This is a genomic window from Endozoicomonas gorgoniicola (assembly GCF_025562715.2).
In the GTDB taxonomy this organism is placed as follows: domain Bacteria; phylum Pseudomonadota; class Gammaproteobacteria; order Pseudomonadales; family Endozoicomonadaceae; genus Endozoicomonas_A; species Endozoicomonas_A gorgoniicola.
The window spans coordinates 3,664,794-3,681,681 of record NZ_JAPFCC010000001.1; the positions used below are offsets into that span (position 1 = coordinate 3,664,794).

Consider the following 16,888-nt stretch of genomic DNA (forward strand, 5'->3'; position numbering starts at 1 on the left):
ATCGTCGTTCCCGCGAAGACGGGAACGACAAACTCCTTATCGATCAAATAAGCGATCCACATCCGCCTGCAACGCCTTCACTTCATCCAGCATTTGCAATGCAGCAGAACCCTTACCCTGTTTTAAATAATCGCTTATGCGTTCTTTATATAACTGCCGGGCTTTATCAGCAAAGCTGCCACCAGCGTTTTTTCCAACACTTTGAATCACGGCTTTGGATTTACCGTAATTATTGAGAAAATAATGCTCTGCATCCGCCGTAACAGATTTTAACTCAGCCCGCTGGTCAAGCGCAGCAGTAACATTGCCCTGATCCAGGGCGCTTTTCACCCCGTTCAGATAATGGTTACGTATTTCCCGGGTATGCTTGTCCAGCGTCAGGCTGGCAGGCTCAGCAAACTGGCGGGGAGCCAGTGTCGCACTGGTCTGATGATTCGTAACAGCCGGTACAATAGCAGGATTAACAGCTACCAGCCCGTCGCTTTTCATGGCAATGGTCAGGTGCCCGGTATTCCCGTGCCGGGCCACCGGATCAGGACCGGGGTTCGGCACCACTCCACGAGCTTTGGCGTACTCTTTCTCTTCACTGGTCAGGGTAGTTGTACCTTTCCTAAGGTCATCTGTCGTATAAATTAACAGGCATGAAGGTTTGTCCGCGACCGAGCCACGGTTATCGATGGTAAATGATGTGCCTACACCTTCTTCTGACGTAAAGCCCGGCTTTTTGTAGCTAACATGGTGCGGGTCGACCTTGCTGGTCATTACATTGTCTTTATTCAACAAGGCTATTTCAGGATAAAACAACTCATTATCCCCTGAACCGGCAGTACTCTGCCCTGAATGACGGACAACAAAACTGTCTATGCCTATTTTGTGCACGCCCTGCTCAGGTATTTTATAGGCCAGCACCGGAGTAAGACCTGACGGCAGTTGCAGCCGGGCAGTCTGCTCATTAATGACAACTCTGGCTGTATCTTTTCCCGGCATCAACGCCAGGGGCTGACAGGTTATATCGGCAATAGAATGAAATGTCTTGCCCTGGTTGGAATCAGGTACGCTGACAAGCTTGTCACTCTGAAACGTGGAACATCCATACCCTGTTGCCACAAGAACCAGTGCCGCTGCTTTTATCGCAGGCTGCCAAATTTTCTTATGTCTGTCGTTTATTGACAGATGACTCTTCATTTTCATATTCGTTTTCAGGTAGCTATTCAAGAGACAACTCACTGCTTTCATAATCGAACCTTGTTACACCCCATAAAATACAGGGCACAGGTTATCAATGCGGTGAGCTTATTACCAGAAGCCGGCAAAACATAACGTTAAAAGCTGAAACAAAGATAAACAAAAAAGACTTTCCACTGGTTGCTGAGTATTAAACCCTGAACTATTTTGGTATGAGGTGAAAATAAATATTCACCTTTAAAACAGAAAAGCCTTCACTATGGTTCCGGAATCTGCTGTAAAACGGTGAGTTCGTCATTCAGAGATGTTCATATTATCTAAAAAAAATACTATCGAAATTTATATAACAGACAACAGTTGCAGTTGATCTGCTCGCTGTCGGCAAGACTTCAGGTCTCTGTATAGCTCGAGAATTCCAGATAGTTTCCGGATAGTTCAAACACACACAAGGTGTTTTGTCATGACTCAGGAACAATCCTCGCTGGCCAGCACTCTGCGTTCCGCACTGTGTAGCCTTGGAGTCGTTTCGCTAGCCGCAATTTCTGGCCCTGAAGTTTTTGCACAGGGGATGGAAGACCAGAGCGGTTCTGCCGCCGAAAGGATGGATCTTACTTACTTCGGATACGCCCGCTCAGGCATTGGCAGCTCCGCAAAAGGGGGTAAGCAGGCCTGTTTTCAGGCAGCTGGCACCCCCTTTAAGCACCGGCTGGGAAATGAGTGCGAAACCTACACAGAACAGGGTTTGCAGGCTACACTGGCAACCGACAATGGCACAGTGTTCCAAGTGAATACCCGGCTTTCCTATAAAGTCGATCAACAAAAGGACTCCGAAAACCCGAGCAAGGACGATAACGATTTTGCCCTCAGGGAAATCAATATAATCGCTGAAAATCTTTTCCCGGCCTTACCCGGTGCCAAACTCTGGGCAGGAAAACGCTATTACCGACGCCACGACATCCACCAGCTTGACTGGTTCTACTGGAATGTTTCCGGCCCGGGCGCTGGCATTGAGGACATTGATGCAGGCTTCGGTAAATTTCATCTGGCCTGGATCAGGAATGAAGCCGATGTTTTTTTTGACTCTTCTTATGATTCCGGAGTTGAAAAAATTCTTTATAAAGACAGGCCCATTGCCACCAACATTATCGACTTAAGGCTCAGCGACCTGAAGCTGACGGACAATCTGGCTCTGGAATTGGGTCTTAACTACGGCAAGGGGTCTCCGGGAGACAAAGTACCTGACAAAAAGCTGTACGACAAAGACGGCTTTATGGGAACCGCACAGCTGACCTATTCGTTTCCCATGGGCGGGTATAATAGCTTTGTCGTACAATACGCCACCGACGCAATGACTGGCCCCGGACTGGGCGAAGATGGCAGGACCTCACAAACCTCCAAGTGGTTCGATGGCAGCAAGATGTTCCGGTTTCTTGATTTCGGTCAAATACCCATAATGGATCGTCTGGATATGACGTATGTGGTGGCATGGACCAAAATGGACTACTCCGATGAGATTAAAAAAGTAGCGATGGCTCCGGACAAACTGGAGTGGCTGACTGTCGGTATCCGCCCTCAGTGGAAATGGAGCGAACTGACCAGTACGGTTCTTGATCTGGGGTTTGATAAAGTCAAAAATGGTGCTGACTTTACGATTCCCTTGCTTGGCCCAAAGTCAGGCTACATAAAAGCCTATGATGACTCCCAGCTCTACAAAGTCACCCTGGCACAACAATTCCACCCACGTTTCGGAGCCATGGTGAGGCCTGTTATCAGGGTCTTCGTCACCTACGCCAACTGGGACGAAATCAAGTGCCCTGCCGGAGCCGTCAACTGCAACCCCAGTACAGCAGGAGTTGGTGGCGACAAAAAACTGATCGCAGAAAACTTTGGCAAGGCAACGGACGGCATAACCTTTGGTGTACAGATGGAAGCCTGGTGGTAAAACGGCAACACACAGCTCTCTAATCATTTAATTCAGGGTGGATTTGTCCGCCCTTTTTTCTGTCTATTTTTTGATCAATCATTCAAACCAGTTACTTCATCGGCATCAGAAAAAGTTGCCACAAAGTTATACCCCAGGTTATCCACAGACTTTGGGGATAACTACCTCTTAACTGAAAGAGTGCTCTCTGCCGAAATAGCGCTCAACAGGAGTTGGTATTATAATCCGCGCCTTTTCTACTGAATGTTGAGCCCAACGAACGTTATGAGTACCACCCTTGATGAACGCTTTGGTGGCATCCGCCGCCTCTATGGCATGGACGCTGAAAAAAAACTGGGACAATCCCACGTTTGTGTCATTGGCATTGGTGGGGTCGGTTCCTGGGCAGCAGAAGCACTGGCCAGAACGGCTGTGGGTAAAATTACTCTGATTGACCTGGACGATATCTGCATAACCAATATTAACCGTCAGCTGCATGCTACAACAGACACCATTGGTCAGTCTAAATGCGAGGTAATGCAGGCGAGAATCAAGGCAATTAACCCGAACTGCGACTGCCAGATCATTGAAGACTTTATTACACCAGAGAACATCGCCGAACTGATGACCAGCGAGTTTGACTATGTTCTCGATGCCATTGACAGCTTCCGGATTAAAGCCGCCCTGATCAATCACTGCAAGCGCAATAAAATACCCATCATTACCACGGGTGGAGCGGGTGGTCAGACCGATCCGACCCAGATCCAGATTACCGACCTGACCAAAACCTGGCACGACCCCCTGGCACGTAAGGTCAAAACTCACTTAAGGGACTTTCATGGCTTCAGCAAAAACACCAAACGTAAGTTCGGTGTTGACTGTGTTTTCTCCAGTGAGCAGGCCGTTTATCCACACCCTGACGGTAGCATCTGCCAACAAAAACCCCACGACCTGGGTTCTACCAAAATGGACTGCGCCGGTGGCTTTGGTGCATCGACGGTTGTAACGGCGACGTTTGGTTTTGTCGCCGTCTCCCGAATCATCAAAAAACTCACGGCCTGACTGAACTTTTTACTTTTCACCCTGCACCGGACAGCGGAAGACGGAAAGCGGAAAGCGGAAAGCGGACAGCGGTCTTTAATGATAGCGATGCGCCTGTGACAGAATCTCGGCAACAATAGCCCTGAGTCCGTTACCTCTGGACGGACTTAAATGAGTCAGTAACCCTAACTGCTCAAAATAACCATCCATATCAAAACGACTTATGTCGTCAGGTTGCCGGCCATTGATTTTTGCCAGAACCAGTGCAATTAAACCGCGAATCACCCTGGCATCGGAGTCAGCAGAAAAATACAGCTGCATGGTTTCCTGATCGTAATAATGATGAATCCACACGGTGCTTTCACAACCATGCAGCCTGGCGTCTTCGGTTTTCCAGCTATCAGGCAGTGAGGGCATACGCTTACCCAATAGCATGATCTGACGGTATTTTTCCTGCCAGTTATGGCTGTCGATCAGGCTGGACGGGACAGGCTGGTCATTGAACGCTTTTATGGTCTGATAAAATTCTGGTAGCCCGGAACGTTGGACAGCCAGCCCCTGAAACTCCTCATCGGTGTGATATTCAGAAGTCACCAGTAATCTCATTGCCGACAAAAAGCGATCGACATCTTCTTCAGTGTTATAGACCGAAAACGACGCCCGGACGGTTCCCGACAGGTTAAGCCGTTCCATCAGCGGCATGGTGCAATGGTGACCCGTTCGCACAGCAATACCCTGCTGGTCCAGCAGTAAGCCAATATCCTGATTGTGCAGAGTGTCACAAATAAACGACACGACTGATACTTTTTCAGACGCCTGCCCAATCAGCTTGATTCCCGGTATGTCACGCAGGCCTGCTTCCGCTTTTTGCCTTAATGAAAGCTCATATTCAGCCAGCTTAGGCATGTTGAGCGATTGTAAGAAATCAAGCGCAGCTGCCATGCCGATCACACCGGCAACATTGGGCGTACCCGCTTCAAACTTGAACGGCAGGGTATTAAAGCGAGTGCCTGAAAAACTGACCTGTTCAATCATCTCGCCCCCCGCCTGCCAGGGCGGCATGGTTTCGAGCAGAGCTTTGCGACCGTAAAGTACGCCAATGCCGGTCGGCCCAAACACTTTGTGTCCGGAAAAGACATAAAAGTCACAACCCAGCTTTTGCACATCAACGGTTTGATGCGCCACCATCTGCGCACCATCGACCAGAACCAGTGCTCCTAAATTATGTGCCGCAGCTATTATTTCAGCCACCGGCGTGATAGTACCAATGGCATTAGAGGCGTGGGTGACACAGACAATTCGTGTTTTGTCAGACAGCTGCCTTGTAAAACTGTCCATACACAGCTCACCATCCGGCCTGATATCCACCACTTTGATGACGGCTCCTGTTGCTTCTGCCACCAGCTGCCAGGGAACAATATTGGCATGATGCTCCAGGCAGGTCAGCAGAACTTCATCCCCGGCCTTTAAATTCGCCCTGCCCCAGCTATTGGCTACCAGATTAATGGCTTCCGTTGCTCCTCTGGTCCAGATAATTTCATCAGAAGAAGAGGCATTCAGGAACTGCTGCACCTGTTCCCTTGCCATTTCAAACGCCCTGGTTGACTTGGCACTCAGATAATGAGAAGCACGATGCACATTGGCGTTCTGTTCCCGGTAGTAGCCATTGACTGCTTCTATAACAGATTCAGGCTTTTGCGTTGTTGCCGCATTATCCAGATAAACCAGTGGCGAGCCATGAGCCTGCTGGCTGAGAATCGGGAATTGCTGGCGCGTTCGTTCCGGATTAAAGGGTTCCGAATCAAACTGAGCCTTATGTGAAGACTGCGTCTTCTTCATGGTGTGGTTACTTTTGTCACTGCTTAGGAGTCGGCAGTTTACTGTATGTTGAGATACAAAGTCAGTCTGATCTTTCAAGCCAAATCCTCTCCCTTTAGTCTCATTTAATATTGGAAGAGACTACGGCTTGCACACACCAGTTTCTTATCTACTATCTTATGGCTGCAGAGAAAAACGCAGTTCACCAGAAAGCATAAACATAATAAGAGGTTCCGTTATGAGCTCCTCTCGCTCATTCCCAAAAGATAACAGAACAGCCAGAGGAAAAAGTCGCCCGTCTGTCTTTTTCGCTCTTTTTTTGGTTCTTCCCTGTTTTAAGTGGGTAGTTTTCAACGATGTACGCCAGTGGGGTACAAGTCCAAGCCTCCAAGATGAAAGTAGATCGCTGTCTTATATCTTTCACGGTTTCGAAAGCCACAAGCCCGATTCTTCAAACTCTGAATCTTGCTGTTCACTCCCTCTGCTCGACCGTTATTAGCCTCAAGGACAATAGCGTTGATGATACCCCACAAGTGCTCTTTGACCGTTCTGGCAACTTCTTTTATGGGCTCAAGCCGACATCTCTGCGCCCAGCATAGCCACCTCTTCCAGGCCTTGATTGCCCAAGCTCTGGACTTGTAATTCCATAAGCTCATTGCCATTTGCCGGATGGCCCAGGCGCGAGCTGTTTTAAGTGTCGAGTTTCTCAGTGGTTCGAAGTTATCCCACTGCTCTTCAGACATGTTTTCAGGGTTAGTCAGCCAGTCGTAGCGAGTCCCCTTAAGCAGCTCTACACCTTGGTTTACAAGGGCTTTGTTCTCTTCTATCCGAACCTTGTTGACAGCTTTACCCAGAGACTGAGCAACGTGAAACTTATCAAATGCAATCTTCTGATCTGCGTCTGGAACATTCTCACTGACTGACTTGATGTAAGCCTTGGACATGTCCATCGTCACGCATTCGATCCCCTCTTTATGGTCATAGGGCAGTGTGTCAAAGTACTCGTTGAGACTGTCACTTTTACGGTCATCAGAAACGTGAATAACAACGCCTTGGTCGTGGTCAGTGACCACTGTGACGTATTCATGATGCTTTTGAAATGAGGTTTCATCAACAGCGATTCGTTTTGGTGGCTTAGCATCACGACGAGCCAGTCCTCTCTTCACTGCACGCTGCTGAATACCGTCTATGGCATTCCAACCAAGCTTCATTTGTCGTGCAACTGCCTTCGTAGTTGCCTCCTTTAGCCAGTCAATAACAAGGGCTTCAAACAGAGCTGTATATCGAGAGTCAGATTCAGCCCAGGGCACATTGATGGCTAACACCTTATGCTCAGGGCACTGGGTCCGTGGAACCCTGGCAACTAGAATAGTCTGAAACTGACAGGTATCCAGATGACGCCACTTCTGAGTGATGTGGTCGTAGCCAGAGCAGGGCTTATCGCAAACACTGCATTTGCAGGCCTTTTTACCATTGTGTTCAATGAATACCCGAACCTGTTGATCCTGTAATGACAATTCAACTTCAGAAACGAACCAAGGAGACTCAATACCCAGTATTTGAGAATAGAGTTGCTTATCACGCATCGGTGCATCCTTGCATTGAGTGCTTCAGAATATAATAAATCACCCACTCAAATTGAGGAAGAGCCCTTTTTTTACTGTTCAACCCATACTCATACAATATTCATGCCGTCGAGCAGGTAACTGTTCGACTAGGAGAACATTTCATCGGTTTTCAGGGCTTCACAAGAGAGGATCTTGCTATAGCAATGACCGAAGAATTACAAAGAGTTCTTCAACCAGAGCAGGAAACAGCCAGCGCCTTGACCCTATCAACGCTGCCGGATCAATTTAGCTCAGCCATCAGCGATTATCAAAATGGGATAATAGACAGCTATCGTCTTACTCAAAGATTTCATTCCCACCAAACAGACAGGCGCTCAGAGCTTTTAGAAGAAGTCTCATCTCTAAATGTCCACGGTTACTTAACAGGTGAATTAGGCGGCTGGCACCCCTCCAGATACATGTCTGATGATGTAAGCCTTTCACTTAGAACAGAACCTACACAAAACCTTTTAAACAATGCCCAGTTTGAAGAGTATCCAGAATCCTCCCTGAACGAAGTGTTGAGCAACCCGGATCAATACAACCTCCTTGAAGCTTTAATGGCTGCGCACAGTTATCTTCTTAACAGTTACAGGGAAGCCAGAAATTATATGAACAGGCAAGGCTTTAACGACATGGATTCTTGTTGGCCACAAAGGTTCTGGGCAATACAGGACTTGATTCTGATTATCCATATTATCAACAAATACTCTTTTACAGACTCTACCGTTGGGGCTGCTGCTGCCACACCACTTAGAGAATTGACTGATGATTTGATCCAGGGTTTTGTAACTCGTCCTCCAGTAACCATACAACTGGATCACAATGACCCTGGATATGAATTTGAGCTTAACGTCCAGAAAATGGATGAATCCAAAAAGGCTCCACCTCATGCCTTTGCATTCCGACAGCAATGCCTGACTGGCAAAGCCGACTTATATTTCAACCTGTATATGAAGTTTGTCTCAGAGGTAGTAGTGTCATTCAAACAACACCTTGTCCAGCATCCGATTATTGACGACCTTAACCTGCTAATGCAAAGCATAAACCAAATACAGGATCAGCCAGAGCAACACCAGGCATCAGGCACTTGATCACTTGAGGGGCATTAACAAAACAAGCCTGAAGTTAGCGACAAACGAAAAAGATTCCATCACTGTCTGAAAAACGGCAGTTTACTGTATGTTGAGATACAAAGTCAGTCTGATCTTTCAAGCCCAACCCTCTCCCTTTAGTCTCATTTAATGTTGGAAAAGACTACGGCTTGCACACACGAGTTTCTTATCTACTATCTTATGGCTGCAGAAAAAAATTATGGAAAAAAGTCACCCGTCTGTCTTTTTCGCTTTGTTTTTACTGCTCAACGCATACTCACTCAATATTCATGCCGCCGAGCAGGTAACTGTCCGACTAGGAGCCTGACCGAGAATAGCTTAGGCAGTCCTCCTAAAGGTTTCGCAAAATTCAAAATGAGCAAAAAACAACCACTTTTTGAGGTTGATTTGCTCATTTTTGCCAATTTACAGCTTTTCTTTACCTTTATGCCGCTTTTTCAACCTTTTTTAAATCCTCAAGACGGAGTGACCCCGTTAAAGCTTTCTTCACAATTTTTTTGAAATTATGCACTGTGCATACCAGTGAAAACTCTGCTTCCACTTTCTCTTTCCCGCGCAGACTGAAACTCCTGAATCCAGAGTTTTTTATCTGACCAAACGGCGGTTCCGCTATTACTTTGCGACGTTCGTATACCGCTTTCGCTTCGCTTGTTTCCATTTTTTTATTCATGGCTTGTCGTGCAGTTTCAAACTTGTCTGTGCGAATTACCTTGCCTGCACTTTTCTTGGAGCCACTGCATCTGGAGCGGTAAGCGCACTCTCGGCATACTTCCTTGTTTGCCCGGTAGCCTTTCCTCTTAGCTTTACTGGCTGGATTGGTAACCAATTTTTCCCCAGCCGGACAGATGAAGACGTCAGCTTCAATATTGTATGTAAAATCCGCTTTGACAAATTTTCGATCAGTATTTTCAAGGTCCGTAACAGCCGGTTTTTCTTCCTTGTCAGTAGCGATATAACCGTCTATTCCATGTTTATCCAAGGTGTGCAGATTTGGCCCTGAAAAATAGCCGTTGTCCATACTCCATTTATCCACAGCCGCGCCATCGGTAGATTCTGACAAAGCCTGAAGAGCAGGCTCTACTTCCTGTACGTCGTTGGCGCGTTGACTGATGTGTTGGCCGACAATGATCTGGTGATCCGCATCTACATTAATTTGAGCATTGTAGCTGTATTCGCAGTACCCCTTCTTGCTCATCATCCGGGCATCATGGTCTGCAAAGCTAATCTGTTTCTTGTCGTCTATTGGCTCGTCCGGATTGAGGGCTTTCTCACGCTCTTCCAGTGCTTTTTTAGCAGCCTTAATTTTCTTCAGCCGTTCTTCTTTAAACAGGAGGTCTTCAGGAATACTGTAGCCATTGGTTTCTTTGTAGGCGTCGTCTTCTTCCTGATCGCACTGGCTGGCTTTTTTGATCAGTTCATCAACCTCAGCGCTGAGTTCTGCCTCTTTGGCTTTAAGCCGGCCGTAGCTCATGGCCTTATGCTTTGAACTGTTGGCTTTGAATTTCGAACCATCCAGGCTGATATGCCCAAGCGATGCCAGTTTCAGCTCCATCGCCAGCTTGACGGACTGTTTGAAACAGTCATGAAAAAACGACAGGTTGTTTTTGCGGAAGTCCCCCAGGACCCGAAAGTTTGGGCAATTCATCTGAGAGATGTACATGAATGCCAAGTCCTGCCGACACCGTTTTTCTATTTCACGGGAGCTGAATACACCATGACTGTAGGCGTAGATCAGGATACCTACGATCAGCTTGGGTGGGTAGGCATGCTGTCCAAGGTGATGGTACTGCTTTTCAACTTCCGAGGTATCAATGTTCTGGAAGATGGTCTCATAGATGTAGCAGTCATGATCTTTGGGAAGAAGATCAAAGATGTTGGTTGGAAACAGCAGGTGCTGGTCGAACTCAACAGGGCTATCCTTGAATTTTGGTGGTGGCGACATCAGGCTTCATCAGGGCTGCGTTTTGAACGCTATTATATCAGATAAATCCTATTCTCGGTCAGGCTCCTAGGAGAGCATTTCATCGGTTTTCAGGGCTTCACAAGAGAGGATGTTGCCACAGCACTAACCGAAGAATTAAAAAGAGTTCTTCAGCCAGAGCAGGAAACAGCCAGCGCCTTGACCCCGTCACCGCTGCCGGATCAACTCAACTCCGCCATGAGTGATTATCAAAATGGAATAATAAACAGCCATGACCTTGCTCAAATATTTAATTCCCACCAAACAGGCAGGCGCTCAGCCCTTTTGCAAGAAACCTCACGTCTACCGGCTCATGGTTACTTGACAGATGTAACAGGCAGTAGATACCCCACCAGATTCATATTCGATGACCTGAGCCTTTTACTTATACTTAGAACCGCGCCTACACAAAACCTTGTAAATAATGCCTGGTTTAACAACTATCCAGAAGCCACCCTGAACGAAGTGCTGAACAACCCGGACCGATACAACCTCCTTGAAGCTTTAATGGCTGCGCACAATTATCTTCTTAACAGTTTCCGGGAAGCCAAAAATTATATTAACAGACAAGGCATTTACGACATGGACGCTTGTTGCACACAAAGATTCTGGGCCATACAGGACTTAGTGTTGATTATCCATATTATCAACAAGTATTCCTTAACAGACTCTGCCGTTCAGGCTGCTGCCAACGCACCACTTACAGAATTGACTGACGATTTGATCCAGAGTTTTGTAACTCATCCTCCAGACAGCATACAACTGAATCATAATGACCTTAGATGGGAATTTGAGCTTGCCATCCAGGAAGTGTACAGATCCGAACAGGCTCCCCCTTATGCCTTTGCATTCCGACAGCAATGCCTGACTGGCAAAGCCGACTTATATTTCAACCTGTATATGGAGTTTGTCTCAGAGGTAGTAGTGTCATTCAAACAACACCTTATCCAGCATCCGGTTATTGACGACCTTAACCTGCTAATGCAAAGCATAAACCAAATACAGGATCAGCCTGAACAACACCAGGCATCAGGCGCTTGATCACTTGAGGGGCATTAACAAAACAAGCCTGAAGTTAGCGACAAACGAAAAAGATTCCATCACTGCCTGAAAAACGGCAGTTTACTGTATGTTGAGATACAAAGTCAGTTTGATCAGTTTGTAAATTGAGGCAACACCTTATTCAGGCAGCCTCTGATTCAACGGATAATCCCCTGATAATCCACATGTTTATGCTGCGACAGGAACCTGTCGTTCATTAATTGCTGACTACTCATAAAGACAGAATGAATAAAACCAACAGACTGGCAGGTTTACTGCTCTCTGGTTTACTGGCACTGACGCTTTCCAGCCCGGCTCTATCGAATGTCGAGGTCGTACCTGAACAGGAAGATTCTATCAATTTTTCTGTGGTGCCTTATGCGTTTCAATCCCGGGACTGGGGAACAGCGGTCGGAGCATCCGGTATCGTAACGGGGTGGTTGCAACCGCAAATGTCGGTGTTTGCCACAGCCATTGCTTCAGACAATGGTTCCCGACTGGGGTTTGCTGGCATGAACAACCTGATGATTCCCGGACAGAGCCAGTGGCTGTTCGATCTGCAATTGCTGAACAGCTATTACGATGCCACTGATTATTATGTTTCCGGAAATCCTGACTATCAGCATGAGAAAGCAGGCAGTAATGATTCCAGCGCTGAAAACTATGTTCGTACCTCAGGCAAAGAGGCCGAGTATCTGGCCCGCTTCCGGTACATTCTTCCTATCGGTGATGGTATCAATGGCGCACTGGCCAGCATGATGCACCGTAAAGGGGAAACCAGCCATAAGTCGGGCTCCATGAATCCGTTTACCAATGGCTTTACCACGGTGGAAATCGAGCCTTTTTATCTGCGCCAGGATCTGGGTGAAGCCACACCAGCAAAAGAGGACACTAGTACCAATGGTATTCGCCTGATCCTGGATTATGACAATCGGGATTCCACCCAGGAACCCACCACCGGTAATCACGTAGAGTTAAAGGTCACTCAGGGCTGGAGCAGAAAACGTCGCAACGCATGGCGTACCTGGGAGTTGAAATTCAGCCAGTTCTTTGATCTGGGTGCTAGTGACCTGTGGCAACAACAGGTGGTTGCCCTGAATGGCTGGGTGGCCGATACCCCCACCTGGAACAGAACTGAAAAACTCAATGGTGCTGAAGAATACCGACGACCGCCGTCTTATGCCGGAGTCTCTCTTGGTGGCTGGTATCGACTGAGAGGTTACAACATGAATCGTTTTTATGGTCGTTCAGCGGTATCGTACAGCGCTGAATACCGGGTCAAACCCCAGTGGCAACCTTTGCAACAGTTACCACTACTGGGTGACTGGTATAGCCTGCCCTGGTGGCAGTGGACAGTATTTGCCGATGCCGGGCGTGTCGCCGATACCTTCAGTGCGCGGACACTGCACAGTGATATGAAATTCAGCGTAGGTGCAGGCATTCGTTTTAAGGCGGAAGGTGTGATTGCCAGAGCCGAGATTGCCACCAGTGAGGAAGGCAGTCGGTTAATTGTGTTTATCAATCAACCTTTTTGAGCAAGCTTGAGCGAGCCGGTGCATTGTTCCGGGGAGTTGTTCCGGGGCGCTCAATTTGCCCCTTTGGGTTCCCTTTGTGGAAACCTGGCGATCTGACGAGCTTGAATAAATGCCGTCAGATCGTCCCGAATAAATTCCCGCAACCATCGGTGTGCGCGGTTTAATGCCCAGTACTCTGGCCATACCATACTGTAATACACTTCCGGAACATCCATCGGCACTTTGAGTACCACCACACCCTCCAGACTCCGGGCAAAGGTTTTAACGGAGCCGGTCGCCAGAAAAACACTGTCGGTGCCTTTTACCAGATTCATACAGCCCATAATGCTGGGAGCAAACGCACGAACTTTAACCTTATCGCTTAATGAACGAATGTAGTCGTTCATTATCTGATGTGTATTCTGGTCATTCTTCTGCATAATAAACGGAAACTGCAACAACCGTTCCTGAGATAACGGCTCACGGGCTAACGGATGATCTTCACACACGACCAGACAAACCTGCTCTTTCATTAACTGGTAGCCCGACAAACCTTCTTCCGGTTCACCAATGTAGCCCACCATTATGTCAATTTTGCCGTTACTTACCGTTAGTCCGGGATGCAGAGCCAACAGCTCAAAGGTAAAGTGAGGTGCCTGCCGCCAGATTTTGTGAATAATGCCAGGCATAACCTCTTCCAGCACCATGTGACCGGTCGCAATACGAAAGTGTCGCTCTGTCGTGGTGGGATCAAACTGCTGGTTCTCAAAAATGCTGTTGGCAGCATGAACTACTCGATTGACCTCTTCATGCAGGCTCAGGGCTTTTTCAGACAGATAGATATGGTTTCCACTGCGAATCAGAATCGGGTCATTAAGGGCTTCACGCAACTGGCCCAGCGTACGGCTCATGGCAGACTGGGTCACATGCATCACCTGTGCAGCCTTGGAAACACTTTGTGTATCCAGCAATGCTTTGAGGCCTGGTAACAGATTCAGATTCAGTCGGGATAGATTCATAGATTCACTAGGCAAATCGAAAAGAGGGTAAAAGGTATCACTGAACTGGAAAAGGGAGAAGTCCCGGAAGCAGTTCTACTGATTAAGGGCAAATTTTTTCCACTGCCCGATCAGTCTCTACAGAGACAGCATGGATAAATACGTATTCCGACTTTCCTTTGTATTGAAATTCGGTACACTGGAAGAGTGCTCTCATAGCAGTTTATGACAAAGGATGTCATGGCTGCTTTTCTCAAGCGAAGCTAACAGAGCTGTATGGAGGGTTCATGAGCCATAACAAGTATAAGAATGACGACCTGCAAAGCCTTGTAGATAATTACATGGATTCAGGTTTGTCTGCCAAAGAATACGTAGAAGCCTGTGTCGACTCTGGTGAAATCAGTGCCGCTGAAGCCCTGAAGCTGCTTTCCGTATTACGAGACGCTCAGTCAGTGACCTTTAAGCTGGCCGAAATATCAGATCCTGAGCATTCCGGCCTGCAGATGACACTGAAACGAAAAGGGGCTGACCTTGAGCAACCACCACTGTTCAGAATCTTTGTCGACGAAGACCTGAACGATGATAAAGATGAGGTGATCGACCTGCTGCAGAACTTTGCCAAGGAACTGGCTGTTGTTGCCACCCGTGAAGAACTGGCTGGCGGTGAAGCCGTTGACTCAACCGATGAAAATCCGGAAGAGTGGCTTAGCCACCCCAATATCATGCCAGCCAGTGACACCCGTCACTGAAACACTCAACGAAACTGGAATAACCCTCTAACCATCGCCGACAGACATTGGGCGATGGTTATATACACCCTCTCGGCAGGATTCAAGCGATATTCCGTTAACAGAACCTGGTAATCGACTGGTAAATCTGGTCTACCTGTTTGGTCACCGCCAGTTTACGACACAATTCCGTATCATCCAGAGAACAGGCAAGCTGACTGAGCATTGTTAAATGCTCCTTTCCATTAGCAGCCAGGGCGCAAAGAAGAAAGGCTCGATTGTTATCCCCCCAGTCTACCCCCTCTGGAAACTGCATAATAATCATACCACTGTTGTTTATCTCTGAACGACTGCCTGGCACCCCATGCGGTACCGCAATTCCATTATCCAGGTAGGTAGACGACAGTAGCTCACGCCTGCACATTCCGTGAAAATAGCCAGGTTCAACCATACCTGCCTCAATCAGTTTCAGGCAAGCCTGTTTAAGAGCCCTGTATTTGTTCGGCGCAAATTGACGCAAAAATATATGCGACTTTAATAAGTGATCCATAGAACAGACCATCAGGCTATTCGTTTCCCACAAAGTAACCGGAAGCTTTAGACAGCCCAAAATAGAAATAAAATTTCTGTAAAAAAAGCGAATATTAGCGCGATCATCATTTCATTGTCACATTACTCGTTCTTAATATACGACAGTGATCATACATGTAGATCTCTTAATCGAAGCAAACTATAGCTGAACCGATTCAGCTTGCTCATAATAAATTTATCTTAGTCATCATTTTTTAATAATTATTCAACACGCATGTCGTTTAAAAGCAATCTTTGAAATAGCAACTATCCTTCTGTTGTAGGCTACTCGCAGTACTTTACAATGATATGAAACTGGAAGAACTGGCACGTCTGGCAGGTGTTTCCAAAGCAACAGCCAGTATAATTCTGAATGGTCGTGCTGAGCAGTATCGCATCAGCAAGTTGACACAGGAAAGAGTGACGGCTCTGGCAGAAAAGTACTATTACATTGCCAATGTCCAGGCGGCTGGTCTGCGTAATCATACCAGTCGGCTGATCGCCCTGATCGTTCCTGAACTCACACATCAGGGCTTTGCCAGTTATGCCAGAGCCCTTGAACTGCGACTCAGGGAACTGGGCTATCACCTTCTGGTAAGCTGTTCAGAAGATGATCCAGAAGTAGAAGCCTGTGCGCTTCGCGCCCTGATTGGACATCAGGTTGATGCCATCGTCACCGCCAGCTGCCTCAACAGTGACCAGACGTACCAAAGACTCACTGATAACTGCATCCCAGTCATCCTGATAGACCGGAAAATTCCGGACAGCAGCTATCCCTGTATCATCAGTAACGATCTGGACACATCGCTTCAGCTGACATCACTGCTACTGGAGTCCAGCCAGCAGCAACCTGTCTACCTTGGCGGTGTTCCGGGCATGTGCAACAGCCTGAACCGTCTGCATGGCTACCGGAAAGTGTTAGATAACGCCGGCATAGACGTTAACGAAGATTATATTTTTCACCACAGTTACACGGCTGAAGCTGGCTATGGAATGATGACGGACTATTTCAGCCAGCATCATGCACTACCGGAAAACCTGCTAACGGCTTCATTTACCTTGATGGAAGGTGTTTTGTCCTTTGTTCGGGAACACTATGCTTTATTACCAGAAGCCCTGAACTGGGCAACGCTTGGTGATAACATGATTCTTGACCTGTTGCCATTTTCCATCCACTCCGCCCCACAGGGTTATACGTCAATGGCAGAACACACCATTCACCTGTTGCTGTCCGGTCTTGCTGGCGATTCGGAACAGCAGGCAATTGTCCTGTCCCGTGACATAATCCGGCGCTGATGACCAGTACATTGTTTCATTATGGTTTCATTATGGTTTCATTATGTTTGACTCCCAACACGGGAACTCAATGCTATTCACCGTGTTGGGGGTC

At 47.4% G+C, this 16,888-nt stretch carries 13 protein-coding genes; 7 read left to right on the forward strand and 6 right to left on the reverse strand.

The window, feature by feature from the left end; all coding sequences use genetic code 11:
* Positions 1-36: 36 nt before the first annotated feature.
* Positions 37-1,185, reverse strand: a complete 1,149-nt coding sequence (locus NX722_RS16755) for a MalM family protein (protein ID WP_265442364.1) — start codon at positions 1,183-1,185, stop codon at positions 37-39.
* A gap of 460 nt (positions 1,186-1,645) precedes the next feature.
* On the opposite strand from NX722_RS16755, the gene lamB reads away from it, so the two are divergent.
* Both lamB and tcdA read left to right on the forward strand, forming a co-directional pair.
* Positions 1,646-3,127, forward strand: a complete 1,482-nt coding sequence (gene lamB, locus NX722_RS16760) for a maltoporin LamB (RefSeq protein ID WP_262563981.1) — start codon at positions 1,646-1,648, stop codon at positions 3,125-3,127.
* A 264-nt stretch (positions 3,128-3,391) separates the two neighbouring features.
* A complete protein-coding gene (gene tcdA / locus NX722_RS16765) occupies positions 3,392-4,168 on the forward strand; it encodes a tRNA cyclic N6-threonylcarbamoyladenosine(37) synthase TcdA (RefSeq protein ID WP_262563982.1) in 777 nt (258 codons plus the stop codon).
* A 75-nt stretch (positions 4,169-4,243) separates the two neighbouring features.
* On the opposite strand, the gene NX722_RS16770 is transcribed toward tcdA, so the two are convergent.
* Together NX722_RS16770 and NX722_RS16775 are read right to left on the reverse strand one after the other, a co-directional pair.
* Positions 4,244-5,986, reverse strand: a complete 1,743-nt coding sequence (locus tag NX722_RS16770) for a SufS family cysteine desulfurase (protein ID WP_262563983.1) — start codon at positions 5,984-5,986, stop codon at positions 4,244-4,246.
* 329 nt (positions 5,987-6,315) lie between these two features.
* Positions 6,316-7,551: an ISL3 family transposase gene (locus NX722_RS16775; protein WP_262563604.1), complete on the reverse strand. Its 1,236-nt coding sequence runs from the start codon at positions 7,549-7,551 to the stop codon at positions 6,316-6,318.
* Positions 7,552-7,736: 185 nt separating this feature from the next.
* Here NX722_RS16775 and NX722_RS16780 point away from each other — a divergent pair, with 185 nt between their 5' ends.
* A complete protein-coding gene (locus tag NX722_RS16780) occupies positions 7,737-8,666 on the forward strand; it encodes a hypothetical protein (protein ID WP_265442365.1) in 930 nt (309 codons plus the stop codon).
* 445 nt (positions 8,667-9,111) lie between these two features.
* On the opposite strand, the gene NX722_RS16785 is transcribed toward NX722_RS16780, so the two are convergent.
* Positions 9,112-10,629, reverse strand: a complete 1,518-nt coding sequence (locus NX722_RS16785; RefSeq protein ID WP_262563985.1) for an IS1182 family transposase — start codon at positions 10,627-10,629, stop codon at positions 9,112-9,114.
* Positions 10,630-10,968: 339 nt separating this feature from the next.
* On the opposite strand from NX722_RS16785, the gene NX722_RS16790 reads away from it, so the two are divergent.
* Both NX722_RS16790 and NX722_RS16795 read left to right on the forward strand, forming a co-directional pair.
* Complete coding sequence (locus tag NX722_RS16790; protein ID WP_262563986.1) at positions 10,969-11,688, forward strand: hypothetical protein; 720 nt, start codon at positions 10,969-10,971, stop codon at positions 11,686-11,688.
* A gap of 245 nt (positions 11,689-11,933) precedes the next feature.
* The gene (locus NX722_RS16795) at positions 11,934-13,223 is read left to right on the forward strand and encodes a BamA/TamA family outer membrane protein (RefSeq protein ID WP_262563987.1); all 1,290 of its coding nucleotides are present in this window, start codon (positions 11,934-11,936) and stop codon (positions 13,221-13,223) included.
* 50 nt (positions 13,224-13,273) lie between these two features.
* On the opposite strand, the gene NX722_RS16800 is transcribed toward NX722_RS16795, so the two are convergent.
* On the reverse strand, positions 13,274-14,221 hold the full coding sequence (locus tag NX722_RS16800) for a LysR family transcriptional regulator (RefSeq protein WP_262563988.1): 948 nt from the start codon (positions 14,219-14,221) through the stop codon (positions 13,274-13,276).
* A gap of 266 nt (positions 14,222-14,487) precedes the next feature.
* On the opposite strand from NX722_RS16800, the gene NX722_RS16805 reads away from it, so the two are divergent.
* Complete coding sequence (locus tag NX722_RS16805; RefSeq protein WP_262563989.1) at positions 14,488-14,949, forward strand: hypothetical protein; 462 nt, start codon at positions 14,488-14,490, stop codon at positions 14,947-14,949.
* 97 nt (positions 14,950-15,046) lie between these two features.
* On the opposite strand, the gene NX722_RS16810 is transcribed toward NX722_RS16805, so the two are convergent.
* Positions 15,047-15,478 carry a PTS sugar transporter subunit IIA gene (locus NX722_RS16810; RefSeq protein WP_262563990.1) on the reverse strand — a complete coding sequence of 144 codons (432 nt, stop codon included), beginning with the start codon at positions 15,476-15,478 and terminating at the stop codon, positions 15,047-15,049.
* A 329-nt stretch (positions 15,479-15,807) separates the two neighbouring features.
* Between NX722_RS16810 and NX722_RS16815 the strand changes: the two genes are divergently transcribed.
* Positions 15,808-16,794: a LacI family DNA-binding transcriptional regulator gene (locus NX722_RS16815; RefSeq protein ID WP_262563991.1), complete on the forward strand. Its 987-nt coding sequence runs from the start codon at positions 15,808-15,810 to the stop codon at positions 16,792-16,794.
* Positions 16,795-16,888 lie beyond the last annotated feature (94 nt).